At 61.8% G+C, this 23,956-nt stretch carries 19 protein-coding genes; 8 read left to right on the top strand and 11 right to left on the bottom strand.

Annotated elements, in window-relative coordinates; all coding sequences use genetic code 11:
* Positions 1 to 164 precede the first annotated feature (164 nt).
* On the bottom strand, positions 165 to 983 hold the full coding sequence (locus HX814_RS00395; RefSeq protein ID WP_003211230.1) for a shikimate 5-dehydrogenase: 819 nt from the start codon (positions 981 to 983) through the stop codon (positions 165 to 167).
* Between the two features lie 241 nt (positions 984 to 1,224).
* Here HX814_RS00395 and HX814_RS00390 point away from each other — a divergent pair, with 241 nt between their 5' ends.
* The 3 genes from HX814_RS00390 to HX814_RS00380 all read left to right on the top strand — a co-directional run bounded on the left by HX814_RS00390 (position 1,225) and on the right by HX814_RS00380 (position 2,288).
* Positions 1,225 to 1,578, top strand: coding sequence for a hypothetical protein (locus HX814_RS00390; RefSeq protein WP_008435927.1), 354 nt, complete (start codon positions 1,225 to 1,227; stop codon positions 1,576 to 1,578).
* Between the two features lie 232 nt (positions 1,579 to 1,810).
* Positions 1,811 to 2,005 (top strand): hypothetical protein, encoded by a 195-nt coding sequence (locus HX814_RS00385; RefSeq protein ID WP_003211226.1) that lies wholly within the window; start codon positions 1,811 to 1,813, stop codon positions 2,003 to 2,005.
* Positions 2,006 to 2,108: 103 nt separating this feature from the next.
* Positions 2,109 to 2,288 carry a hypothetical protein gene (locus HX814_RS00380; RefSeq protein WP_003211225.1) on the top strand — a complete coding sequence of 60 codons (180 nt, stop codon included), beginning with the start codon at positions 2,109 to 2,111 and terminating at the stop codon, positions 2,286 to 2,288.
* Here the strand turns inward: HX814_RS00380 and HX814_RS00375 are convergent.
* Positions 2,285 to 3,346, bottom strand: a complete 1,062-nt coding sequence (locus HX814_RS00375; protein WP_177009761.1) for an AI-2E family transporter — start codon at positions 3,344 to 3,346, stop codon at positions 2,285 to 2,287. The two genes, HX814_RS00380 and HX814_RS00375, sit on opposite strands and share 4 nt — an antisense overlap.
* A 149-nt stretch (positions 3,347 to 3,495) precedes the next feature.
* Between HX814_RS00375 and yegQ the strand changes: the two genes are divergently transcribed.
* The 4 genes from yegQ to HX814_RS00355 all read left to right on the top strand — a co-directional run bounded on the left by yegQ (position 3,496) and on the right by HX814_RS00355 (position 10,509).
* Positions 3,496 to 4,815 carry a tRNA 5-hydroxyuridine modification protein YegQ gene (gene yegQ / locus HX814_RS00370; RefSeq protein ID WP_008435935.1) on the top strand — a complete coding sequence of 440 codons (1,320 nt, stop codon included), beginning with the start codon at positions 3,496 to 3,498 and terminating at the stop codon, positions 4,813 to 4,815.
* 227 nt (positions 4,816 to 5,042) lie between these two features.
* On the top strand, positions 5,043 to 6,284 hold the full coding sequence (locus tag HX814_RS00365; protein WP_177009762.1) for an exonuclease SbcCD subunit D C-terminal domain-containing protein: 1,242 nt from the start codon (positions 5,043 to 5,045) through the stop codon (positions 6,282 to 6,284).
* Positions 6,281 to 9,919, top strand: coding sequence for an AAA family ATPase (locus HX814_RS00360; RefSeq protein WP_177009763.1), 3,639 nt, complete (start codon positions 6,281 to 6,283; stop codon positions 9,917 to 9,919). Before HX814_RS00365 ends, HX814_RS00360 begins: the two co-directional genes overlap by 4 nt.
* Positions 9,916 to 10,509: a glutathione S-transferase gene (locus tag HX814_RS00355; protein ID WP_177009764.1), complete on the top strand. Its 594-nt coding sequence runs from the start codon at positions 9,916 to 9,918 to the stop codon at positions 10,507 to 10,509. The genes HX814_RS00360 and HX814_RS00355 overlap by 4 nt, the downstream gene beginning before the upstream one ends.
* A gap of 131 nt (positions 10,510 to 10,640) precedes the next feature.
* On the opposite strand, the gene HX814_RS00350 is transcribed toward HX814_RS00355, so the two are convergent.
* The 5 genes from HX814_RS00350 to HX814_RS00330 form a co-directional block, all read right to left on the bottom strand.
* The gene (locus HX814_RS00350; protein ID WP_003211212.1) at positions 10,641 to 10,820 is read right to left on the bottom strand and encodes a hypothetical protein; all 180 of its coding nucleotides are present in this window, start codon (positions 10,818 to 10,820) and stop codon (positions 10,641 to 10,643) included.
* A 156-nt stretch (positions 10,821 to 10,976) separates the two neighbouring features.
* Positions 10,977 to 12,152 (bottom strand): lactonase family protein, encoded by a 1,176-nt coding sequence (locus HX814_RS00345; RefSeq protein ID WP_003211210.1) that lies wholly within the window; start codon positions 12,150 to 12,152, stop codon positions 10,977 to 10,979.
* Positions 12,139 to 12,435 carry a DUF5629 family protein gene (locus HX814_RS00340; RefSeq protein WP_003211207.1) on the bottom strand — a complete coding sequence of 99 codons (297 nt, stop codon included), beginning with the start codon at positions 12,433 to 12,435 and terminating at the stop codon, positions 12,139 to 12,141. The genes HX814_RS00345 and HX814_RS00340 overlap by 14 nt, the downstream gene beginning before the upstream one ends.
* A gap of 118 nt (positions 12,436 to 12,553) precedes the next feature.
* Complete coding sequence (locus tag HX814_RS00335) at positions 12,554 to 14,929, bottom strand: RND family transporter (RefSeq protein WP_177009765.1); 2,376 nt, start codon at positions 14,927 to 14,929, stop codon at positions 12,554 to 12,556.
* Between the two features lie 15 nt (positions 14,930 to 14,944).
* The gene (locus HX814_RS00330; RefSeq protein WP_256344144.1) at positions 14,945 to 15,985 is read right to left on the bottom strand and encodes a YCF48-related protein; all 1,041 of its coding nucleotides are present in this window, start codon (positions 15,983 to 15,985) and stop codon (positions 14,945 to 14,947) included.
* A 428-nt stretch (positions 15,986 to 16,413) separates the two neighbouring features.
* Here HX814_RS00330 and HX814_RS00325 point away from each other — a divergent pair, with 428 nt between their 5' ends.
* The gene (locus tag HX814_RS00325; RefSeq protein WP_177009767.1) at positions 16,414 to 17,529 is read left to right on the top strand and encodes a Gfo/Idh/MocA family protein; all 1,116 of its coding nucleotides are present in this window, start codon (positions 16,414 to 16,416) and stop codon (positions 17,527 to 17,529) included.
* A 102-nt stretch (positions 17,530 to 17,631) separates the two neighbouring features.
* Here the strand turns inward: HX814_RS00325 and HX814_RS00320 are convergent, their stop codons facing one another.
* The 4 genes from HX814_RS00320 to HX814_RS00305 all read right to left on the bottom strand — a co-directional run bounded on the left by HX814_RS00320 (position 17,632) and on the right by HX814_RS00305 (position 23,685).
* Positions 17,632 to 20,745: an efflux RND transporter permease subunit gene (locus tag HX814_RS00320; RefSeq protein WP_177015375.1), complete on the bottom strand. Its 3,114-nt coding sequence runs from the start codon at positions 20,743 to 20,745 to the stop codon at positions 17,632 to 17,634.
* On the bottom strand, positions 20,742 to 22,013 hold the full coding sequence (locus HX814_RS00315) for an efflux RND transporter periplasmic adaptor subunit (protein WP_177009769.1): 1,272 nt from the start codon (positions 22,011 to 22,013) through the stop codon (positions 20,742 to 20,744). Before HX814_RS00315 ends, HX814_RS00320 begins: the two co-directional genes overlap by 4 nt.
* Positions 22,006 to 23,244: a TolC family protein gene (locus HX814_RS00310; protein WP_177009770.1), complete on the bottom strand. Its 1,239-nt coding sequence runs from the start codon at positions 23,242 to 23,244 to the stop codon at positions 22,006 to 22,008. Before HX814_RS00310 ends, HX814_RS00315 begins: the two co-directional genes overlap by 8 nt.
* 96 nt (positions 23,245 to 23,340) lie before the next feature.
* Positions 23,341 to 23,685: a hypothetical protein gene (locus HX814_RS00305; protein ID WP_177009771.1), complete on the bottom strand. Its 345-nt coding sequence runs from the start codon at positions 23,683 to 23,685 to the stop codon at positions 23,341 to 23,343.
* Positions 23,686 to 23,956 lie beyond the last annotated feature (271 nt).

The raw sequence follows: 23,956 nt of genomic DNA, 5'->3' as shown, positions 1-23,956 counted from the left end.
TTGTGGCGAGGGAGCTTGCTCCCGCTGGAGTGCGTAGCGCTCCCATTTTCTTGGGGCTGCTGCGCAACCCAGCGGGAGCAAGCTCCCTCGCCACAAAAACTCACTCTCCAAAGCAAGCTCCCTCGCCACAGCAAGCTCACTCTCCACACCGCCAGCGGTGATGCTCAGCTCCGGGCAAATGCCACCGCCGCCTGAAACTGTTCATCCGTCGGCCGCACGCCGGTGTACAGCACGAACTGCTCCAACGCCTGGATGGCGATCACTTCCAAACCGGTGATCACTCGTTTGCCCTGGGCCCGTCCACGCAGGATCAGTGGCGTTTCCGAGGGAATCGCCACCACATCGAAGACCGTCTCGGCCGCATCAACCGCGTCAGCTTCAAACGCCAACTGATCCGCTTCCGCCCCTCCGGTCATGCCAATCGGCGTCACGTTGACCAGCATCTGCGGGCGCAAGGCACCCAACTGCGCCTGCCACTCATACCCCAGGCTCTGGGCCAGCGCCCGGCCCGCTTCTTCATTGCGCGCCACGATCACGCCCTTGGCGTAGCCGCCATCGCGCAAGGCACTGGCCACCGCCTTGGCCATGCCGCCGCTGCCGCGCAGGGCGAAGGTCGAGTCCTTGGGCACCTGGTGCTTGTGCAGCAGTTGCTCGATGGCGATGTAATCGGTGTTGTAGGCCTTCAAATGCCCGTCGGTGTTGACGATGGTATTGATTGACGCAATGGCCCGCGCCGAATCGTCCAGCTCATCCACCAGGGCAATACAGGCTTCCTTGAACGGCATCGACACGCCACAACCCCGAATGCCCAAGGCCCGAATGCCACCGACGGCGCCCGGCAGGTCCTGGCTACTGAAGGCCTTGTAGTAGAAATTCAACCCCAACTGCTCATACAGGTGGTTATGAAAGCGCAGGCCAAAGTTCCCTGGGCGCGCCGACAGTGACATGCACAGTTGGGTGTCCTTGTTGGGGTTCATCTGCATCGGTAACTCCTTGAAGCCATTCCAGAGGCGGTTTCGGATAGACGGAATACCCGCGCCGGCGGGTTCTCATGGATCATACGCACTGTGCCCGGCCACTTGTGTAAGTCAACCGATACAGACCTTACACAACCTTTACCTATCGGCTGTGCTGTTTTTTAGAAATACGCTGTCTTAAAAGTATCCCCGCGACAATCCTTGAGTCGATTGATTGCAGACCATGAGCGCAGGGGCTAACCGAGGAATGACCATGATTCGTAAACTCCCCAAGATCGCCTTGCTGATCGGCGCACTCGCTATGGCAGGACAGGCCTCCGCCCACGGTGGTGGTTGGGGTGCTCCGCTCGCACTGGGAGCCGTTGTTGGTGCAGTGGTAGGCGGCTCGATCGTCGCCAGCCAATCGCGGCCGGTCTACGTGCAACAACCGGTGTATGTCCAGCCGCAGCCGGTGTATGCCGCTCCGCCGCCGGTCTACTACGCACCGCCACCGCCTGTGTATGTGCAACAACAGGTTTATTACCGCCCGGCGCCGGTCTACTACGGCCCACCGCGCGGCTACTACGGCCCTCCACACGGCTATTACGGTCGCGGCTGGTAACCCTCAACTGACACACCTGAATAGGCTCCGCCCTAAAAGCGGGGCCTTTTTTTGGCCTGCAGGTCTGAATAAATCTCGCCAAGGTCGTTATAAGGACAATGGCTGTGGCCAAATCCCACATCATTGATCTCAATAGGCGCTTGCCCGAACGGGGCTTGCGCTGTCATGTTTGTGTCTCAAAAGGCTTCCACTATCAACACTGTCCGACCAATAACAACAAGGACGATTGCCCATGCCCACGCAAAACCCACATCGCACCGCCGGCCTATGCACCTCGAGCAAGGTCTATAGCGTACTGACGGAGCTCAAGGCCCTGGAAGGCCATCGCAACGCCAAGTTCCTGTCCTTGCTGACGGAAAACCTGGTGCGCAAGGGCCTGCTCAGTGAACAGGAAGTGGTGCATATGCTCGACCAGGTGGTCGACTGACTGAGGGTCGCTCGATAACAGTGATGTCGACTATCGAGCAGGTTGATTTTCCCTGAAGGCCCACGCACCGTAATGTCACCTCCATAGCGTATCGGAGGTCATCATGCCCACTATTCAAATCATGTCTGTCATCGGCAGTGCCGTTCCCGCCTCTCTCCGGGAGCTGGGTCTACTCGCCTGCTGGTACCTGGTACGCGATGGCGAAGCCATCAGCGGCCCACTCACTTCACTACCGGCCGCCCAGGCCCTGTCGGTCAAAATGGCGCATTGCTTTCATGCCTAAGGCAGTTGCACCCGCGGTTTGGTTTCCACAAACAGCGCCCAGCTGGACATGAACAACGCAGCAATCAGTGGCCCGATGACAAAGCCGTTCAAGCCAAAGATCGACAGGCCACCCAAGGTTGAGATAAGGATCAGGTAATCCGGCATGCGGGTGTCCTTGCCCACCAGGATGGGCCTTAGCACATTGTCCACCAGCCCGATCACAAATACCCCGAACAACCCGAGCACCACGCCCTGCCAGATCGACCCGCTCAGCAGGAAGTACGCCGCCACCGGCCCCCACACAATCCCCGCGCCCACCGCCGGCAGCAGCGACAGAAACGCCATCAACACCGCCCAGAGCAGCGCGCTGGGAATGTCCAGGAACCAGAAGATCAAACCACCCAACGCGCCTTGCGTGACCGCTACCAGCACGTTGCCTTTCACCGTGGCACGCACCACCCGGTTGAACTTCAATTGCAGGCGACGCTTCTGCGGTTCGGCCAGCGGCACCGCGGTGCGCACCTTGCGCACCAGCTCGGGGCCATCGCGCAGCAGGAAGTACAGCAAGTACAGCATGATGAAAAAACTCACCAGGAAATCAAACGTGCCCTGGCCGAAGCTGAACGCCTGGGTCGCAAAAAACTGGCTGCCCTGCATCGCACTCTTGACGATCTTCTCCCGCAGGCCTTCCAGGTTGCCCATGCCGAAGCGGTCCAACAGATGCTGGAAATACGGTGGCAGGAAGTTCTTGAACTGCTCGATATACCCGGCAACGTCGAGCTTGCCGCTTTCGACGTTCTTGTAAAGCGTCGCGCCCTCCTGCACCAGCAAGGCACTGGTGATGATCACCGGCAGAATCGCGATTATCAGGCACACCATCAGGGTTGCCAGGGATGTGAGATTGCGGTTCCAGCCAAAACGTTGCTGGAAGCGCCGTTGCATCGGCGCAAAGATGATCCCCAGGATCACCGCCCAGAACACCGCGCCGTAGAACGGCAGCAAAATCCAGATAAACGCGATGGTCACCAGGGCGAGCAGTAACAGCAGAGTTTTGAATTGCAGATTGGTTTGGTTCATGTTCGGTCCATGTCTAAAACACCAGGCGCTCATGTGCGCCTTGATGTTTAGTCCACTGCAAATCCCGCGAGTGCCCTACTTATTAGACCTGGATCAATAAACTGCGCACCCGGCCCGGCTACCCTGCCGCCCTTTTGCGACCCGAACCCATGCCTCCCGTTATCGCCCCCGAACTGCTCGCCCCCGCCGGCACCCTGAAAAACATGCGTTATGCCTTTGCCTACGGTGCCGATGCCGTCTACGCCGGGCAACCGCGCTACAGCCTGCGGGTGCGCAATAACGAGTTCGACCACGCCAACCTCGCCCTCGGCATCCAGGAAGCCCAGGCCCAGGGCAAGCGGTTCTATGTGGTGGTCAACATAGCGCCTCACAACGCCAAGCTGAAAACCTTCCTCAAGGACCTTGCCCCGGTGATCGCCATGGGCCCGGATGCGCTGATCATGTCCGACCCGGGCCTGATCATGCTGGTGCGCCGGCACTTCCCGCACATGCCGATCCACCTGTCGGTGCAGGCCAATACGGTGAACTGGGCCAGCGTCGAATTCTGGCAGGCGCAGGGCATCTGCCGGATCATCCTGTCGCGGGAGTTGTCGCTGGAGGAAATCGACGAGATTCGCCAGCAAGTCCCCGCCATGGAGCTGGAAGTGTTTGTGCACGGTGCGCTGTGCATGGCCTATTCCGGGCGCTGCCTGCTGTCGGGCTACATGAACAAGCGGGATGCCAACCAGGGCACCTGCACCAACGCCTGCCGCTGGAAATACCAGGCGACGCCTGCGGTGGAAAACGCCGCCGGCGACATCGTGCAGCACTATGCGCCCGAGCCGACCCTGGGCCTCGGTGCGCCCACCGACCAGGTGTTCCTGCTGCAGGAGGCCAATCGCCCCGACGAACAGATGCCCGCCTTCGAAGATGAACACGGCACCTACATCATGAACGCCAAGGACCTGCGGGCGGTGCAGCACGTCGAGCGGCTGACGCGCATGGGCGTGCACTCGTTGAAGATCGAAGGCCGCACCAAATCCCACTTTTACTGCGCCCGCACCACCCAGGTATATCGCCAGGCGATTGATGACGCGGTGGCCGGGCGCGACTTTGACCGGGGCTTGATGACCAACCTCGAATCCCTGGCCCAGCGCGGCTACACCGAGGGTTTCCTGCGCCGGCACGTGCACGATGAGTATCAGAACTATCAGAACGGCAGCTCGGTGTCCGAACGCCAGCAGTTCGTCGGCGAACTGACCGGTGAACGGCGCGGCGAACTGGCCGAGGTCAAGGTCAAGAACCGTTTTGCCGTGGGCAATCACCTGGAACTGATGACCCCGGCGGGGAATTTCCACTTTGACCTGGGCTCATTGCACAACGCCAAGGGCGAGGCCATCGCGGTGGCGCCGGGTGACGGGCATACGGTGTATTTGCCGATCCCGGCGGAGATGGACCTGCGTTTCGGCCTTTTGATGCGCGACGTTTAACTTCGCCAGACACCTCAATGAGTGTGAGACAGCTTGCTGTGGTGAGGGAGCTTGCTCCCTCACCACAGCAAGCTCCCCCACCACAGCACTCTCCTTCACCACAGCAAGCTCCCCCACCACAAAAAGCAGGGCGTACGCGCAATAGGTTCATTTGCAAAGTAGAATTGGCGGTTCTGCGTACCGCCACCTTGTCTTGAGCGGTCACCCTCTTTTTTACGGAGATCGCCTTGCGTCTGTTTCATACCTCCGACTGGCACCTTGGGCAAAACCTGCACGGCCAGGAACGCGACTTCGAACACACCTGCTTCCTCGACTGGCTGCTGGGCCAGTTGGGCCTGCATCGCCCTGACGTGCTGTTGATCGCCGGCGATATTTTCGACACGGTCAACCCGCCACTCAAGGCCCAGGAGCGGCTGTACGACTTCATCATCAGCGCCCATGAGCAAAACCCTGCACTGACCATCGTGATGATCGCCGGCAACCACGACTCCGGCTCGCGCATCGAACTGCCGGCGCCGTTGATGCGCCGCCTGCGCACCCACGCCCTGGGCCGGGTGCTGTGGCTGGATGACGGACAACTGGATGTCGAACGCCTGCTGATTCCATTGCCCGGTGCCGACGGTGAAATTGCCGGCTGGTGCCTGGCATTGCCGTTCCTGCGCCCGGCCGAAGTGACCGGCGCCCAACTGGGGGACGATTACCTGCGGGGCATCGGCCAGGTTCACGAGTGGCTGATTGCTGCCGCCAATGCCAAGCGCCAGCCGGGCCAGGCACTGGTTGCCATCAGCCATGCGCACATGGCCGGCGGCTCGGTGTCGGAAGACTCCGAGCGCAGCCTGATCATCGGCAATGCCGAAGCGCTGCCGGCCAGCCTGTTCGATGCCACCGTCAGCTATGTGGCCCTCGGCCATTTGCATAAACCCCAGCGGGTGAATGGCGAGGAGCGGATTCGCTACTGCGGCTCACCGATTCCGCTGTCATTCTCGGAAATCGGCTACCAGCACCAGATCCTCGACGTGCAACTGGACGGCGAAATCCTGGTCAGCGTCGAATCCCGCCTGATCCCGCGCTCGGTCAACCTGCAACGCCTGGAAGCCGCGCCCCTGGCCGACATCCTCAAGCAACTGGCCGACCTGCCCGACATCGACCTGCTGGCCGAAACCCAGCGCCAACCGTGGCTGGAAGTGCGGGTGCGCCTCGACGAACCGCAGCCCGACCTGCGCCAGCAGGTGGAAAACGCCCTGCAAGGCAAGGCCGTGCGCCTGGTGCGCATCGCCGCTGAATACGCAGGTAGCGGAGGCCGTGAAGACAGCCAGGAAGACCGCCTGATCGAACTCGACCAGCTCACGCCCCAGGAATTGTTCAGCCGCGCCTGGCAGGAAAGCTACGGCAGTGAAGTGGACGAACAGACCCTGAAGGACTTCGCCGTGCTGCTCCAGGAAGTGCAACAGGAGGGCGAACAGCCATGAAGATCCTCGCCATTCGCCTGAAAAACCTCGCCTCTTTGGCGGGTCCGTTTGAAATCGACTTTACCGCCGAGCCCCTGGCCAGCGCCGGGCTGTTCGCGATTACCGGGCCCACCGGCGCCGGCAAAAGTACCTTGCTCGATGCGCTGTGCCTGGCGCTGTTTGGCGCCGTGCCGCGCCTGGGCGATACCGGCCAGGCAAAAATGCCGGATGCCGACACCGATATTTCCATCGGTGACCCACGCACCCTGATTCGCCGGGGCACTGGCGGCGGTTATGCCGAAGTGGATTTTGTCGGCGTCAGTGGCCGCCGCTACCGCGCCCGCTGGGAAGCCAACCGTGCCCGGGACAAGGCCAGCGGCAAGCTGCAAGCCAGCCGGCAAAGCCTGATCGACCTGGACAGCGAGCAGCTGCTGGCCAGCCAGAAAACCGAATACAAGACCCAGCTGGAATTGGCCCTGGGCCTGAACTTCGAGCAGTTCACCCGCGCGGTGTTGCTCGCGCAAAGTGAGTTCAGCGCGTTCCTCAAGGCCAACGACAACGAGCGCAGCGAACTGCTGGAAAAGCTCACCGACACTGCGCTCTACACCCAGCTCGGTCGCCGCGCCTTCGACAAGGCCAAGGACGCCCGGGACGCCCACAAACACCTGCAGGACCAGGCTACCGGCGTCACCCCGCTGGCCCCCGAGGCCCGCGCCGAACTCGACGAACAGCTGGCCTCCGCACAGCAACAGCTCAAGACCCAGCAGGCACAACTCAAGCAACTCGAGTTGCAGCACACCTGGCTGAAGGAACTGCGGGAGTGGCAGGAGCGCCAACAAAGTGCGGTCGAGCAACTGCAACAGGCCCAGCAACACTGGGCAAGCCAGGGCCCGCAGCGCCTGGACCTCAGCCGCCTGGAACAACTGGCGCCGCAACGTCACCACTTCGCCCGCCAGGCCGAACTGACCACGCAGTTGCAGCCCCTTGCCGCGCAAATCCAGCAGCACCTTGAGCAACAAACCGCGTTGCACACCCGCCAGACCCAACTGCAACAGCAACAGGCCGACGTGCAAGCCGCCCTCGCCCAGGCCCTCAAGCAGCAAGCCGACGCTGTGCCCTTGCTGCGCCAGGCCTTCGAGGAGCAAACCACCCTCGCCCACTTGACCCGCGAACTGGCCAAACGCAGCGAAGAGAAACAGCTGGGTGAAGCTGCCTGTGCGGAAGGCCAGGCGACGTTGACCGGCTTGCTCGACAAGCAGAAAGTTGTCGCCGAGCGCCTGCACAGGCTGGCCGCGGAGCTTGAACGCAGCGCCGCCCTCGCGCCGTTGAGCGAGGCCTGGAGCGCCTACCGCGACCGCTTGCAACAGCTGATGCTGATCGGCAATCGCCTCAATAAAGGCCAGGCCGAACTGCCACAACTGGAAGAGCGCGCCACCCGTCTCGGTGAAAAATGGACCGAGCAACGCGAAGCCCTTGACCTGCTGTACCACGAAGCCGGCGCCGAGCCCCATGCAGTGGCCGAACAGATCCAGTTGCTCGGCAGCCTGCTCCAGGACAACCGCAAGCAACATCGCGCGTTTGAAGACCTGGCGCGGCTGTGGGACAGCCATCAGCAACTGGATAAGCAGCTACAGGCATTGGGCGAGAGACTAAGTGTTGCCCAACAGCAGCGGGAAGCGCTAATACAGTCTGGGTTTCAAACCAAGACAGAGCTAACAACCGCAGAACAAACCCTGACCGTCACCAAGCAACTGCTAGATCGCCAGCGCCACGCACGCAGTGAAAGCATCGAAGAATTACGTGCAAAGCTACAGGACGATCAGCCTTGCCCGGTTTGCGGTAGCCACGAGCATCCATACCATCAACCTGAAGCCCTGCTGCAAAGCATGGATCGGCACGATGAAAATGAAGAAGCCGTGGCTCAGAAGTCCGTCGACACCCTCAACAGCAAACTCATTGAGTTGCGGGGCGACTTGGGAGGAGTGAACGGCCAAATAAAGGAATTCCTGAGCCAGCAGGAACAACTGGCCGCTCAACAAAAAATCTCTTCCTCGAATCTTGAAGCCCATCCGCTGTCGGCCTCGCTGTTCAACCAGGACGCGGCCAAGCGTGATGCCTGGCTCGCCCAGCAACTGAGCCAGCTCAGCCAAAGCCTCACCCAGGACGAGCAACGCCAGGGCGCCCTGCTCAACCTGCAACAGAACGCCGGGCGTTTGCAGCAACAACTGCAAGCCGCCCAGGACGCCAGCCAACAGGCACGCCAATTGCTGATCGACCAGCAACGGGAACTGTCCAACGACCGCGAACGCCTGGACGAAGAACTCAACGCCTTCGCCAGCCTGCTGCCCACCGAGACCCTCGAAGGCCTGCGCAGCGAGCCGGCGGCGACCTTCATGTTGCTCGACCAGCAGGTCAGCCAGCGCCTGGAACAGCTCGACAACCAAAAGGAAGAATTGGCCGAGCAGCTACAGCGCCAGCAAGCCATCGAGAAAGAGCAGGACCGCCAGCAACATCGCCAGCAGCAGCTGGAGACTTTGCACAAACAGCTCGCCGAACAGAGCGCCCTGCAACACGCGGCCGAGGAAAAGCTCGCCGGTCTGCTGGGCGAAAGCCCCAGCGCCGAGCACTGGCAACAGCAGCTGGACCAGGCCGTCGAGCAGGCTCGCCAGCATGAGAGCGAGGCCAACCAGCAGTTGCAGGACACCCGCAACCAGTTGATCCAACTGGCCGCCGACCTCAAGTCGCTGCAAGAGCGCCAACAGTCTTTGGAAACCGAACACGCGGCCCTCACTACGCGCCTGAGCGACTGGCGCGCGTTGCACCCGGAACTCGATGACGAAGGCCTGGCGCGCCTGGTGGCCTTCGATGAGCCGCAGGTGGCCGAGCTACGCCAGCAACTGCAACACAGCGAAAAAGCCATCGAGCAGGCCAAGGTGTTGCTGCAAGAGCGCGAACAGCGGCTCAAGGATCACCAGGCGCTGCACAACGGCAACCTCGACGCCGAGCAACTGGACAGCGCCCTGGCCGAACTCAATGCCGCGCTGATCATTGGCGAAAAACACTGCGCCGAACTGCGCGCCCAACAGGCCGACGACCAGCGCCGCCAGGATGCCAACCAGGCCTTGGCGGCCGAGATCGCCAAGGCCTACGAAGAATGGCAACGCTGGGCACGCCTGAATGCACTGATCGGTTCGGCCACCGGCGATACCTTCCGCAAGATCGCCCAGGCCTACAACCTCGACCTGCTGGTGCACCACGCCAACGTGCAACTGCGCCAACTGGTGCGCCGCTACCGCCTCAAGCGCGGCGGCAGCATGCTCGGCCTGCTGGTACTCGACACGGAGATGGGCGACGAACTGCGTTCGGTGCACTCGTTGTCCGGCGGCGAGACGTTCCTGGTGTCGCTGGCGCTGGCCTTGGGCCTGGCGTCGATGGCGTCGAGCACGTTGAAGATCGAGTCGCTGTTTATCGACGAAGGCTTCGGCAGTCTCGACCCCGAGTCGCTGCAACTGGCGATGGACGCCCTCGACGGCTTGCAGGCCCAGGGCCGCAAGGTCGCGGTGATTTCCCATGTGCAGGAAATGCACGAGCGGATTCCGGTGCAGATTCAGGTCAAGCGCCAGGGCAATGGCTTGAGCACCCTGGAGGTCAAGTGAGCGAGGCCGTGTTGTATTCGTTCCGCCGTTGCCCCTATGCGATGCGGGCGCGGATGGCCCTGCGGTATTCAGGGCTGGCGGTGCAGATCATCGAGGTCAGCCTCAAGGCCAAGCCGGCTGAGATGCTCGCGTTGTCACCCAAAGGCACGGTGCCGGTGCTGAGCGTGGATGGCCGGGTGATCGATGAAAGCCTGGCGATCATGCGCTGGGCACTGGCACAGAACGATCCTGAGGGTTGGTTGCTTGGGGATGATCGGGCGACGCAGGCGCTGATTGAAGAGAATGATCAGGGCTTCAAACATCAATTGAATCGATACAAGTATGCCGAGCGCTATCCGGAGTATCCGATGGAGCATTATCGGGCCGAGGGTGAGGTGTTTTTGATGAGGCTGGAGGGGTTGCTGGCGGAGCGGGAGTATTTGCTGGCCGGGCATTTGAGCCTGGCGGATGTGGCACTTGCACCGTTTGTGCGGCAGTTTGCCCATGTGGATCGGGAGTGGTTTGGCCAGGCGCCCTATCCGCGATTGCAGGGCTGGTTGCAACGCTTCCTGGAATCGCCGTTGTTCATCGCCGTGATGGCAAAAACCTGAGACTGTCGCAGGACAAAATGTGGGAGCGGGCTTGCTCGCGAAGGCGGTGTATCAGTCAGCCCATGTATAGACTGACCCGGCGCTTTCGCGAGCAAGCCCGCTCCCACATTTGATCTTCATCAGCTTCAAGATCAGTTCTGGATTTTGTGGTCCAGCGCTGCATAGAAGTTGGCGCTTTGTTGCAGGTATTTCTGGGTGTAGGCGCTGGTGCTGGTTTTTTTGCTACTGATTTCAACACTGGCGCTGGCTGGCAACGCTACGGTGGCGGAAACAGCGGAAGCGGCGATGATCGAGAAAAGATTGAAGTTCATGTCGGTAACCCTTGTGTTCGGTTGGCTTGGTGGCCTGTGTTGGCCTTGGAACCAAACTTACGCCCGAGGGGATAGCCTTAGAAATTCATTGAAACACTAGCCGCTATTAATAGTATTAATACAACAAGTCAGGCCCCGCACTGCGGGGCCTGTGGCTTATTGCCGCACCAGGAACTTGAGGTCGCTGGGGGCATCAATCGCCAGTTTCTGCACGGTTTTGCCCAAAAGACCGGTCTTGGGATCGCGCTCGACGACCACAATCTCGTTGCTCTTCTGGTTGGCGATCAGCAGGAACTTGCCGCTGGGGTCCAGGGCGAACTCCCGGGGATGGTCACCTTCCACCGATCGGCGCTGGATCTCTTTGAGCTGCGCAGTGGCCGGGTCGATGGCAAACACCAACATCTGGTTGGCGGTGCCACGGTTGCTCACGTAGAGGAACTTGCCGTCGCTTGAGGTGTGCAGTGCAGCACCGGCCTTGTCGGACACCGGCTGGCCATCCGCGAAGTTGACCAGTTGCTTCTGGGTCAGCTTGCCATCGTTGTAGTCGAACACCGCCACTTGCGCGCTCATCTCGGTGGTCAGCCACGCGTGCTTGCCGTCTGCGGTGAACAGCAGGTGCCGCGGGCCGCTGCCCGGTGGCAATTGCACAAACGCAGGGTCGGCCGGGGTCAGCGGCAGTTCATGGTTGGCCTTGGGGTCGTAGTGGTAGGCAAAGATCTTGTCCGCCCCCAGGTCCTGGACAAACACGTATTTGCCGTCCGGCGAAGACACCACCGAATGCACGTGGTTGGACGCCTGACGCTCCGGGTTGACCCGGCTGGCCGGGTGCCCGCTCAACTGCACCGGCGGCGACAGCTTGCCCTGGGCATCTACCGGCAACACCGCGAGGCTTCCTCCCGGATCTTCCAGCACCGAATAGTTGGCCACGAACAGATAGCGCCCATCACTGGCCAGGCTGGAATGGGTCGGCTCGTTGCCCAGGCTCTGCACCTGGTTGATCAGGGTCAGTTGATGGTTCTTCGGGTCGATGCTGTAGCTGCTGACGCGCCCCACCGGGTCTTTTTGGCCCGGGCCGTTTTCGTTGACCACAAACAGGTGCTTCTGGTCCTTGGACAGGGTCAGCCACGACGGGTTGGCCGCCTTGGCGGCGAGCACCGGCTGGCCGTTGAACTGCCCGGTACGGCTGTCGAACTGCAAGCGGTAGATACCTTCACTGGTGCCGGCGGTGTAGCTGCCCACCAGCAACTCATAGGTGTCCACCGGCGCAGCCTGGACCGACATTGCGCCTACGCTGCCGGCCATCAGCAGGGGCCAGAATTTACGCATCATCATCCGCTTCATCCTCGTCATTATTGTTGCCGGTGACGCCGCTCATGCAGACCAGGCGGTGTTCGCCCTTGTCATCGGTAAGTGTCCAGCTTTGCAGGGTTTGATCAAAGGTCGCCGCCTTGACTTGCTCCAGGGTGAAACTCCAGCGCTTCTCGACGCGACCGTCCATGCAGATGATCGATAACGTCTGGTCATCCAGGCTGAAATCGAAGCTGTGCAGGCCATCGATTTCGACCATCTGGCAGTCTTCAAAAGCGTCGGGCAAGGTAGCGGTGTCGGCAGTCATAACCATCAATCATCAAGAGGAAAGACCTCATGATAGGTCAAATCGTTGCATCGGCCTAAGCCCGCGCAATGCAAAACGCCGTGGCACAGGCCACGGCGTTTTGGCAAACAGCGTTGGATCAGTGGGCGAACAGCGAATTGCCCTTCTGCCCCGCCAGCTTCTCGGGCTTGATCAGGAAGCGTGCCAGCGCCGGCAGCAGCCACAGCGCGCCGAACATGTTCCACAGCAGCATGAAGGTCAGCATCAACCCCATGTCGGCCTGGAACTTGATGGCCGAGAAGATCCAGGTGCATACGCCGATTGCCAGGCACAGGCCGGTGAACAGCACGGCTTTACCGGTGGACTTGAGCGTCTGGTAATAGGCTTCCTGCAACGGCAGGCCGGCCCGCAGGAAACTCTCCAGGCGGCTGTAGATGTAGATGCCGTAGTCCACGCCGATCCCCACCCCCAGCGCCACCACCGGCAAGGTCGCGACCTTGACACCGATGCCCATGAACGCCATCAGCGCGTTGCCCAGCACCGAGGTCAGCACCAGCGGCAGCACGATGCACAGGGTCGCCGCCCAGGAGCGGAAGGTGATCATGCACATGGTGGCCACGCACAGGTACACCAGGATCAGGATGGTCAGCTCGGACTCCTTGATCACCTCGTTGGTGGCCGCCTCGATCCCGGCGTTACCGGCGGCGAGGATGAATTCCAGGCCCTCCTTGTTGTTCTCCTGGGCAAAGTCCTGCACCGCATGCACTGCGCGGTCGAGGGTTTCGGCCTTGTGGTCGTTGAGGAACACCAGCACCGGCGCCAGGGAACAATTGTTGTTGTACAGGCCATCGGCACGGGCGATGGAGTTGTTCAGCACGTCCGGGTTGCGCGACAGGGTTTCCCATTTCAGGTTGCCCTCGTTCATGCCCTTGATCATCTGCTTGGACACGGTGACCAGCGAGATGGCCGACTGCACGCCCTCGGTGTTCTGCATCTTCCACATCAACTGGTCGATGGGCGCCATGGCTTCATACCGCGAGCAGCCTTCGGGCGGGGTCTTGACCATCACCACCAGCACGTCGGAGCTGGTGGAGTAGTTGTTGATGATGAAGTTGTTGTCCTTGTTGTAGCGCGAGTCCGGGCGCAGTTCCGGTGCACCCTGATCGAGGTCACCGATCTTCAGGTTCTGGCTGTACCAGAGGCCGCCACCAAAGGCGATCAGCGCCAGGGCAATCGACACCGGCGCGACCTTGGGGCTGGCGAACTTCGACAGCAGGCGCCAGAACGGGTGTTCGCGGTGCGCATCCTTCTTGCTCTTGGCGATGGCGCGTTTGCTGATGCCGACATAGGAGATCGCCACCGGCAGCAGGATCAGGTTGGTGAACACGATGACCGCCACCCCCACCGAAGCACCGATTGCCAGCTCGCGGATCACGCCGATATCGATGATCAAGAGGGTGATAAAACCGACCGCATCGGCGAGGATCGCGATCATGCCCGGCAGGAACAGTTGGCGGAAGGTACGCCGGGCCGCGGTCAGGGCGTTGTCGGCATCACTGGATTGCAGGGCGATGCCGTTGATCTTCTGTACGCCGTGGGAAATACCGATGGCGAAGATCAGGAACGGCACGAGCATCGAGTAGGGATCCAGCCCGAAACCCAGGGCATGCATCAACCCGAGCTGCCAGATCACCGCCACCAGCGTGGTGCTCAACACCGCGACGGTACTGCGCAGGCAGTTGGTGAACCACAGCAGCAGCACCAGGGTGATGACGAAGGCGATACCGAAGAACATCACCACCATCACCAGGCCGTCGATCAGGTCGCCGACCTTCTTGGCGAAACCGACAATGTGGATCTTGACGTTGGGGTTCTGCGCTTCGAACTTGTCGCGGATCTTGTCTTCGAGCTCATGGGAGAACTTGCGGTAGTCCAGGGCCAGCAGCTTGCCCTGGTCCTGTGGGTCCGGATAGGACTCCAGCAGCGGAATGTCGACGATGCTCGACTTGAAGTCGTTGGCCACCAACCGCCCGACCTGCCCGGACTTCAGCACGTTGTTGCGCAACTGGTCGAGGCTTTCCGGCGAGCCGTTGTAGCTCTGCGGGATCACTTCACCGCCGGCAAAGCCTTCTTCGGTAACTTCGGTCCAGCGCACGCTGGGGCTCCACAGGGACTTGAGGCCGGAGCGGTCGACGCCGGAGATGTAGAACACCTCGTCGTTGATCTGGCGCAGGGTCTCCATGTACTCCTTCGTGAAGATGTCACCGTCCTTGGCCTCCACCGAAATGCGCACCGTGTTGCCCAGGTTCGCCAGGTCATTGCGGTGCTCCATCATCCTCTCGATGAAGGGGTGCTGGAGGGGGATCATTTTTTCGAAGCTGGTGGACGGGCGAATCAACGTCGCCTGCCAGAACAGGAAAATACTCACCAGCAGGCAGATCGTGATGACTGCCGGGCGGTTATTGAAAATCAGGCGCTCGAGAAACGTGGCCTTGTCGTTGTGATGACTGCTCATTGTGTCCCCGCCTTCTTATTGTTTTGTCGGCTCGGCGCCGGTTGGACTGGCCACGCGAACGCCGCCCTGCCCCGCCAGAATCAAGTTGCCGTTGCCCGCCGCGGTGACCGCCGACAGCGAAATGCGGTCCGGGCGATTGAATACGCTGAAGGTCAGGCCGTCGTCGTGGCTGACCACCACGCTGCCACCGTTGCCCACTACCACGATGGAACCGTCGTCCAGCAGGGTCGCCCCCGACAAACCGAACTCCAGCGCGCCACGAGTGGCGTTCAGCTCCACCGGCTCCCAGGTGCTGCCAAAATCCGTGGAGCGGAACAGGTTGCCACGCAGGCCGTAGGCCAACAGCGTCTGCGCCTGGGCGGTGCCGATCACGCCGAACAGCGAGCCCTCGTAGGGGCCTTCGAGTTTTTCCCAGGTTTGCCCCTCGTCATGGGAGCGGAACATGCTGCCCTGCTCACCGACGATAAACAGCCCGGCGTCTTTCACCTGGGCGATGGCGTTGAGGTGGTATTGGTCTTCGTTGTCGAGGCGGTCGCTGACGTCGTCCCAGGTCTTGCCCCCGTCGGTGGTTTCGATCAGCGCACCGTAGGCACCCACGGCAAAGCCGTTGCTGGCGTCCTTGAACCAGACGTCGAGCAGCGGTGCTTCGCGCTTGAGGTCCTGGAATTGTTGGGTCCAGGTCATGCCGCCGTCGGTGGTGGCGAGGATCTGTGCGTCATGGCCCACCGCCCAGCCGTGTTGGTCGTCGGCAAAAAACACGGCGGTCAGCAGTTGCCGGGTGGGGACTTTGCCTTGGGTCCAGGTGACACCCTGGTCGTCGGAATAGAGGATGTGCCCGCGATCACCGACCGCGACCAGGCGCTTGCCTGCGTGGACCACGTCGATCATCAGGCTTTTGGCGGCCTTGGGGGAGTCAATGGCGAACACCGCGGCGGCGGTGGTTTCTGTGGCGGCATGGGCCGGTTTCGACAACGCGACAACCCCCAGCAACGAGAGCGCTGTGGCCAGCAATGCGACCCTGCGCGTGGCCTTCGGGCGGAAAAACACCACACCCATGACAGGCTCACTCATAGACCTTTCTCCCATTTATTATTGTTAGGTCGTCTTGCCGTGGGGAGCCCTGAAACCTGCAATCTAGAGCGCCTTGGGCAAGCTGGGCCATCCTAGCGGGCTTTGGAATCGTCTGACAATCGGCGCTACGTTATGTTTTGTTAACTGGAGGGGTTTGGGTTGGTGCTGAATGTAGTGCTATCAGCGGCGGTGATCCCTGGAGGGGGGCTGTTGGGGTGAGGGGGCTTGCTTCCGCTGGAGTGCGCAGCGCTCCTACGCTTTTTGGGGCCGCTGCGCAGCCCAGCGGGATCAAGCTCCCTCGCCACGGGGTGAGGTGTGGGTCTTGGAATGAATTTTTATTCTATGTGTTGAGTTTTGGGAATATTTATTCCATAAATAGGCTTCTCAATACAATAATTCGAAGGAACCCGGCTATGCGCGAACTCGGAATCGGCCTGATTGGTACAGGCTTTATGGGGCGTGCCCACGCCTTGGCGTTCAATAATGCGCGGGCGGTGTTCGAGCTGCCGGCGAAGCTCACGCTGGCCGCCCTGGCCGATGCCGATACCGAGCGCGCAATACACTGCGCCGCTGACTGGGGGTTTGCCCAGGCCCATGGCGACTGGCAGCAGTTGATTGACGATCCCAAGGTGGATGTTGTCGCCATCACTACTCCCAACCATTTGCACTACCCCATGGCCATGGCTGCACTGGCGGCAGGCAAGGCGGTGTATTGCGAGAAGCCGCTGGCGGTGAGCCTGGAGCAGGCGGCCGCGATGCGTGATGCGGCGAGCAAGGCCGGGGTGGTGACGCGGGTGGGTTACAACTATCAGCACAACCCGATGATTGGTTTGGCCCGGCAGTTGATCGCCCGCGGTGAGTTGGGGGAGATCATCAGTTTTCAGGGGGAGTTCAGCGAGGATTTCATGGCGGATTCGGCGTCGCCGTGGTCGTGGCGCTGTGAGGTGGGACATGCCGGCGGTGCGTTGGCGGATCTGGGCAGCCATTTACTGTCCATGGCGCGCTATTTGGTGGGGGATGTGGTGAGTGTGTGTGCCGATACGCAAACGGTGCACGGGCAGCGGCCTGCCACGGCCGGGAGTGAGACGCTGCGGGAGATTGCGGTGGATGACCAGGTGCATGCGTTGTTGCGGTTTGCCAATGGGGCACGGGGGACGGTGAGCAGTAGCTGGCTGAAGCATGGGTATAAGAATCACCTGAGTTTTGAGATCAGTGGCACGCGGGGCACGTTGTTGTTTGATCAGGAACGGTTGAATGAATTGCAGCTGTTTCGGGTTGGGCAGGAGGGGTTTCAGCGGGTGTTGGCGGGGCCTTCGTTGCCAGGGTATGCGGCGTTCAGTCCGGCGCCGGGGCATCAGTTGGGGTACAACGAGTTGAAGACGCTGGAGGTGCATGAGTTGGTGATGGCGTTGGCCGGCAAGGGCAGTGACGGGACGGATTTTGCGGCGGCTTGGGAGGTTGAGCGGTTGGCGGCGGCGATTCGGGTGGCGGCTCGGGAAGAGCGGTGGGTCAGGCTGAATGAGGTCTAAATGTGGGAGCGGGCTTGCTCGCGAACGCGGTGGGTCAGCCACGGCATCTGGCGACTGACACACCGCTTTCGCGAGCAAGCCCGCTCCCACATTTGATTGTCGTTAGCTTTTGGATTTGCGCATTAGCCTATATGCCGCCGGGATGACGAATAGGGAGAGCAAGGGCGCTGTGAGCATGCCGCCAATCATGGGCGCGGCAATCCGGCTCATGACTTCGCTGCCGCTGCCGCCGCCTAAAAGGATCGGCAGCAAGCCGGCGATGATTACGGCCACGGTCATCGCCTTGGGCCGCACGCGTAATACGGCACCTTCGGTGATGGCTTCCAGCAGGGCCTGGTCCCCTCCTCCCTGGCGTTCGGCCCAGGCGTTTTTCAAATACAGCAGCATGATCACGCCGAACTCCGCCGACACCCCCGCCAACGCGATAAATCCAACACCCGTCGCCACCGACAGGTTGAAGCCCAGCCAGTACAGCAACCACACCCCACCCGTCAGCGCGAACGGCAACGTGGCGAGGATCAGCAGCGCCTCATCCACCCGCCGGAACGTCAGGTACAGCAGCACGAAGATGATCAGCAAGGTCGCCGGCACCACCAGTTTCAGGCGCGCATTGGCCCGCTCCAGGAACTCGAACTGCCCCGAGTAGCTGAGGCTCATGCCCGGTTGCAGTTGCACGTTCTGGTTGATCGCCTCGCGCAAGTCCTTCACCACCGACGCCAGGTCGCGATCACGCACGTCAATGTACACCCAGCCGGAAGGCCGGGCGTTTTCGCTCTTGAGCATCGGCGGGCCTTCGCTGACCTTGATCCTGGCCACGGTGCCCAGGGTGATCTGGCTGCCTGACGGCGTATAGATCGGCAGGTTGCTCATCGCGCTCACCGAGTCGCGCCATTCTTTCGGGTAGCGCAGGTTGATGGGAAACCGCGCCAAGCCTTCGACGGTCTCGCCGATGTTTTCCCCGCCAATCGCCCCGGAGACAATGGACTGCACATCGGTGATGTTCAGGCCATAACGCGCGGCGGCCGGGCGGTCGATATCCACGTCGATGTAGCGCCCGCCCGTCAGGCGTTCCGCCAGCGCCGAGCTGACGCCGGGCACCGTCTTGGCGACCTTTTCCACGGCCTGGGTCACGGCGTCGATGTCCATCAGGCTGGAACCCGCGACCTTCACGCCGATCGGGCTTTTGACCCCGGTGGCGAGCATGTCGATGCGGTTGCGGATCGGCGGAATCCAGATGTTGGTCAGCCCCGGCACCTGCACCACCCGGTCGAGTTCCTTCACCAGTTTTTCCGGGGTCATGCCCGGCCGCCATTGGTCTCGCGGCTTGAACTCGATGGTGGTTTCGAACATTTCCAGCGGCGCCGGGTCGGTGGCGGTTTCGGCGCGGCCGGCCTTGCCGAACACGTGGGCGACTTCCGGCACGCTCTTGATCAAGCGGTCGGTACGTTGCAGCAATGCGCCGGCAGTTTGCGTCGACAAACCAGGCAACGCCGACGGCATATACAACAGGTCACCCTCATCCAGCGGCGGCAGGAATTCACCGCCCAGGTGCGACACTGGCCATAGCGCACTGGCGACCATCAGCAGCGCGACCAGCAAGGTCATGCGCGGCCAGCGCAGCACCGCGTCGAGGGCCGGTTGGTAGAGTTTGATCAGGCCGCGATTCAGCGGGTTGCGTTGCTCATCGGGAATACGCCCGCGAATCCAGTAGCCCATCAGCACCGGGATCAGGGTCACCGACAACCCCGCCGCAGCGGCCATGGCATAGGTCTTGGTGTAGGCCAGCGGCCCGAACAAGCGGCCTTCCTGGGCTTGCAGGGTGAACACCGGGATAAACGACAAGGTGATGATCAGCAGGCAGAAAAACAACGCCGGCCCCACCTCCACTGCTGCATCGGTGATGACCTTCCAATGCGCCTCCCCCTTCAATTCCTGGTTCGGATGCGCGTGGTGCCAGGCTTCGATTTTCTTGTGGGCATTCTCGATCATCACCACCGCGCCATCGACCATCGCGCCGATGGCAATCGCAATCCCGCCCAGGGACATGATGTTCGCGTTGATGCCCTGGAAGCGCATGACGATAAAGGCAATCAACACCCCCACCGGCAACGAGATGATCGCCACCAGCGAGGAGCGCAGGTGCCACAGGAAGATCCCGCACACCAGCGCCACCACCAGGAACTCTTCGAGCAGCTTGTGGCTGAGGTTGTCCACGGCGCGATCGATGAGTTTGCTGCGATCGTAGGTGGTGACGATTTCCACCCCGGGCGGCAGGCTGGTTTGCAGTTGCTCCAGCTTGGTCTTGACCGCCGCGATGGCCTCGCGGGCGTTCTTGCCGCTGCGCAGGATCACCACGCCGCCCACCGCCTCGCCTTCGCCATCCAGTTCACTGATGCCCCGGCGCATGTCCGGGCCCAGCTGGATCGTCGCCACATCTCCAAGGGGCACCGGCACGTTGTGGGTGTCGAGCCGCAGGGGAATGCCGCGAAAGTCCTCCAGGGTTTTCAGGTAGCCGGACGCACGCACCATGTATTCCGACTCACCCATGTTCAGCACCGAACCGCCGGTTTCCTGGTTGGCCTTGCCGATGGCTTCCACCACCTGGGCCTGGGTGATGCCGCGACTGGCCAGGGCCAGCGGGTCGATCTGCACCTGGTACTGCTTGACCTGGCCGCCGATGGTCGCCACTTCGGCGACATTGGGCAGGGTCTTGAGCTCGAACTTGAGGAACCAGTCCTGCAACGAGCGCAGTTGCGCCAGGTCGTGTTTGCCGGTGCGGTCCACCAGCGCGTACTGGTAGATCCAGCCGACACCGGTGGCATCCGGGCCCAGCGCCGGCTTGGCCGATGCCGGCAAACGCGCCTGCAACTGGCTAAGGTATTCCAGCACCCGCGAGCGCGCCCAATACAAGTCGGTGCCTTCGTCGAACAGCACGTAGACGTAGCTGTCGCCGAAGAACGAAAAGCCGCGCACGGTCTTCGCCCCCGGCACCGAGAGCATGGTGGTGGTCATCGGGTAAGTGACCTGGTTCTCGACAATCTGCGGGGCCTGGCCCGGGTAAGGCGTGCGGATGATCACCTGCACATCCGACAGGTCCGGCAAGGCGTCCACCGGGGTGTTCTGGATCGACCACAAACCCCAGGCCGTCACGAATAAAGTCGCCAACAACACCAAAAAGCGGTTGGCCACCGACCAGCGAATCAACAGGGCGATCATGGCCGGGCTCCCGGTTGCATGCTCATGCCGTCCATGGCCCCCTCATCTGAAAAACCGCCGGACGATTGAGTGGTAATACCCTTCAAACTTGCTTCGGAGTCCAGCAGAAATTGACCGGAGGCCACCACCTGCTGGCCTTCCTGCAGGCCGGCGAGGATGACGGTGTTGTCCTGGTTTTCTGCACCCACCTGGACTTCTACCGGGCGATATCGCCCGCCCTCCTCGGCCACCATCACCAGCACGCGTTTGCCGGTGCGAATCAACGCCTCGCTCGGCAGCAACAGCACCGATTGGCCGCTGGATTGGGCCAGGCGCACCTGGGCGGTCATACCGGGGCGCAACATACCGTCAGGGTTGGGCAGTTCGACCCGAACCTGCACGGTGCGGCTGTCCATGGCGGTTGCCGGCAGAATCGCGGCGACGGTGCCTTTGACGACTTGTCCCGGCAACCCGACAAAACGGCTCTCGACCGTTTGCCCAACGGCCAGCGCGGCGCCCTGGGCTTCAGGCACGGCGACCTGCAGCCACACGGTGCCCAGGCCATTGACCCGCGCCAGGGTTTGGCCCGCCGCGACGGTCATGCCTTCGCGTACGTCGAGGGTTTGCAACGCGCCGCCCAGCGCGGTGGTGATGGTCATCACCGATTGCACCCGGCCGCTGCGCTCCATCTGCGTGATCAACCCGGCAGGCATTCCGCTCAAGCGCAGACGCTGGCGGGCGGCAGCCAACAAACCTGGATCGCTGTGTCGCAGAGCAAGGAACTCTTCCTGAGCGGCGGCCCATTCGGGCACCAGAATGTCAGCCAGGGGCGCCTGAGCCTTGAGCACATCCCCCGGCGCACGGGCGTAAACCCGCTCGACAAATCCGGCAGCGCGCGCCTGCACCACCGCCACATCGCGGTCGTTGAAGGCGAGGATTCCCGACAGCTCAAGACTCGACGCCAGCACCCCACGGCTGACGCTCGCCAAACGCACGCCGATGTTCTGGGTCAGGCTCGAATCGATATGAATCGCCGCACTCTCCTCGGCGCCACCGGCGTAGCGCGGCACCAGTTGCATGTCCATGAAGGGCGACTTGCCCGGCTTGTCGAATTTTTGCTGCGGGTACATCGGGTCGTACCAGTACAGCGCCTTTTTCTCGTCCGGCGCCTGCATCGTCCCGGCCATGGCCGGCTGTGCCTCGCGCATCTGCGCCAGCCAGTAGCCGCCACCCAGACCCAGCAGCAGGACGCCGCCCAACAGGGCCATATTCACGATTCGGTTATTCATTGGCGGGTTCCCCGTAAGCGAAATACAGCTGGGCGCCGGTCAGGGCACGCTGCTCAATGGCGTCAATCTGTTTGAAGCGCGCCTCGACCCACTCGCGGCGGGCGCTGACCACGCTCATCAGGTCGCCCTTGCCCGCGCGATACCCCGCCAGGCTCAGCGACAATTTCTCCTCGGCCAGCGGCACCAGGCTGTCCTGGCTGCGCTGCACGGCGCGGTCCAGGCGCTGGTAGTTGGCCAGGTCGTCTTCGAGTTCCTGGGTATGTTCACGGGTCTTGGCTTCGCGTTCGGCGTCCAGTTGGTCGAGTTCGGCCTGCTTGGCGGCGATACCGGGGTTTTGTCGGCGACCGGGGAAGATCGGCAAATCGAAGGTGAATTGCAGGCTGACCATGTCCCCGTACTCACGGCCTCGGTGCTGGTAGTCCACTTCCCAACTCCAGTCCGAGGTCTTTTGCGCCCTGGCCTCGTTCAGCCGGGCTTCGGCCTCGCGGGTGCGCGGTGCAAAGGCTTGCAGAACCGGGTGCTGGTGCAGGTTGTGGGTGAAGCCGGTGGTGTCGATTTTCCAGTTCGGCAATTGCCCGCTGGGGGCTTCACTGGCGGCCGGGCCGATCCAGCGCTTGAGGGCCGCCCGGGCCTGGGCGCGTTGCTGGATCAGCTCATCCTCGCGCTCGGCCAGGTCAGCCGCTTCCTGCTTCGGGATCACGACGTCGGAAGGCTGCCCGCGACCGCCGGCCAGTTGCGCACGCACGGTGTCTTGCAGCAGGCGATTCTGCTGATAGAAGTCCTTGAACAGCGCCTCTTTGCGCTCCACCGCATAGGCGCGAATCCACGCCTGGGCGGTGGCCTGACGCACATTCAAGCGCTCGATCCGGCCTTCGGCGGCAGCCGTGTCCACGCTGGCCGACGCCAACTCAACCCGTGCCTTGCGCTTGTCGCGGCTGGGCACTTGTTGCTGGATGCCGATCATTTGCTCGGTCATGTCATCGCCATACAACGTGCCGCGATTGGGCCCGCCAACGGGGAAATTTTGCAGGCCTACTACCAGTTTCGGGTCCGGCAGTTCGCCGGCCGGAATCGCCGCCTGAGTGGCAGCCTGCAATTTGGAGGATTCAGCCGTCAGCGACGGCGCGTTGTTTTGCGCCAGGCGCAAGGCCTCATCCAGGGTCAGCGCAGACGCCAGCGTCGGCCACGCCAGCACGCCCATCACCAGGGCACGCACGCATAGGAAATTCATCTTGAAGTGTCCTGTTCTGTTGCGCTGTGCACCGCTTTACGCGGCCCACAGCAAAGCCGTCCCGGTTCAGGGACGAGTCTTCAGGTGCAACAGGATTCAGCGACGGGGCGGGCGCCAGACGCCGGACGGCGTGCGGTCGGGAATGAAGTCGGAAGAGACGCTGACAACCAGCGCATTGGAAGCAGTCACCGGGGCCTTGAGCACCGGCATCGACAATTGCAGCATGCCGCCGGTCTTGCACTCCTGGCCGGGCTTGCAGCTTTTGCCGTGGTCGGCAGCTGCGCCGTCCTGGCAACAGTCAGGGGCCATGTCGCTCATCATCTGCATGTCGGACATCTGCATCGGGCACGGCTCGGTGCTCGACGGCACACCCGCCATCCCGGTCAGGGGAAGCGCAAGACTCAACAGCAGGACCAGGAAAAAACGCAGATAGCGGCTCATGGGACGGGAGCTTAGCTAAAAGGATGTTAAGCAACAATTAACAAAATCCGGAGATTTCGCCTTCCCCCGGAATGCAGCAACGACACAAAACAAAATGTGGGAGCGGGCTTGCTCGCGAAAGCGGTGTATCAGCCAATCCATAGGTGACTGATACACCGCTTTCGCGAGCAAGCCCGCTCCCACATGGGGACCGAGCAAGCCTCAGGATCAGTGCATGAAGATCGCGATCAGAATAATGACCGGGATAGGCACACCGAGGAAAAACAGCAGT

Origin of the sequence: Pseudomonas sp. C8002, assembly GCF_013385765.1 — a bacterium.
GTDB lineage: Bacteria > Pseudomonadota > Gammaproteobacteria > Pseudomonadales > Pseudomonadaceae > Aquipseudomonas.
Note: the sequence above shows the minus strand (reverse complement) of the source record. Positions and strands in the feature narration are given on the sequence as shown.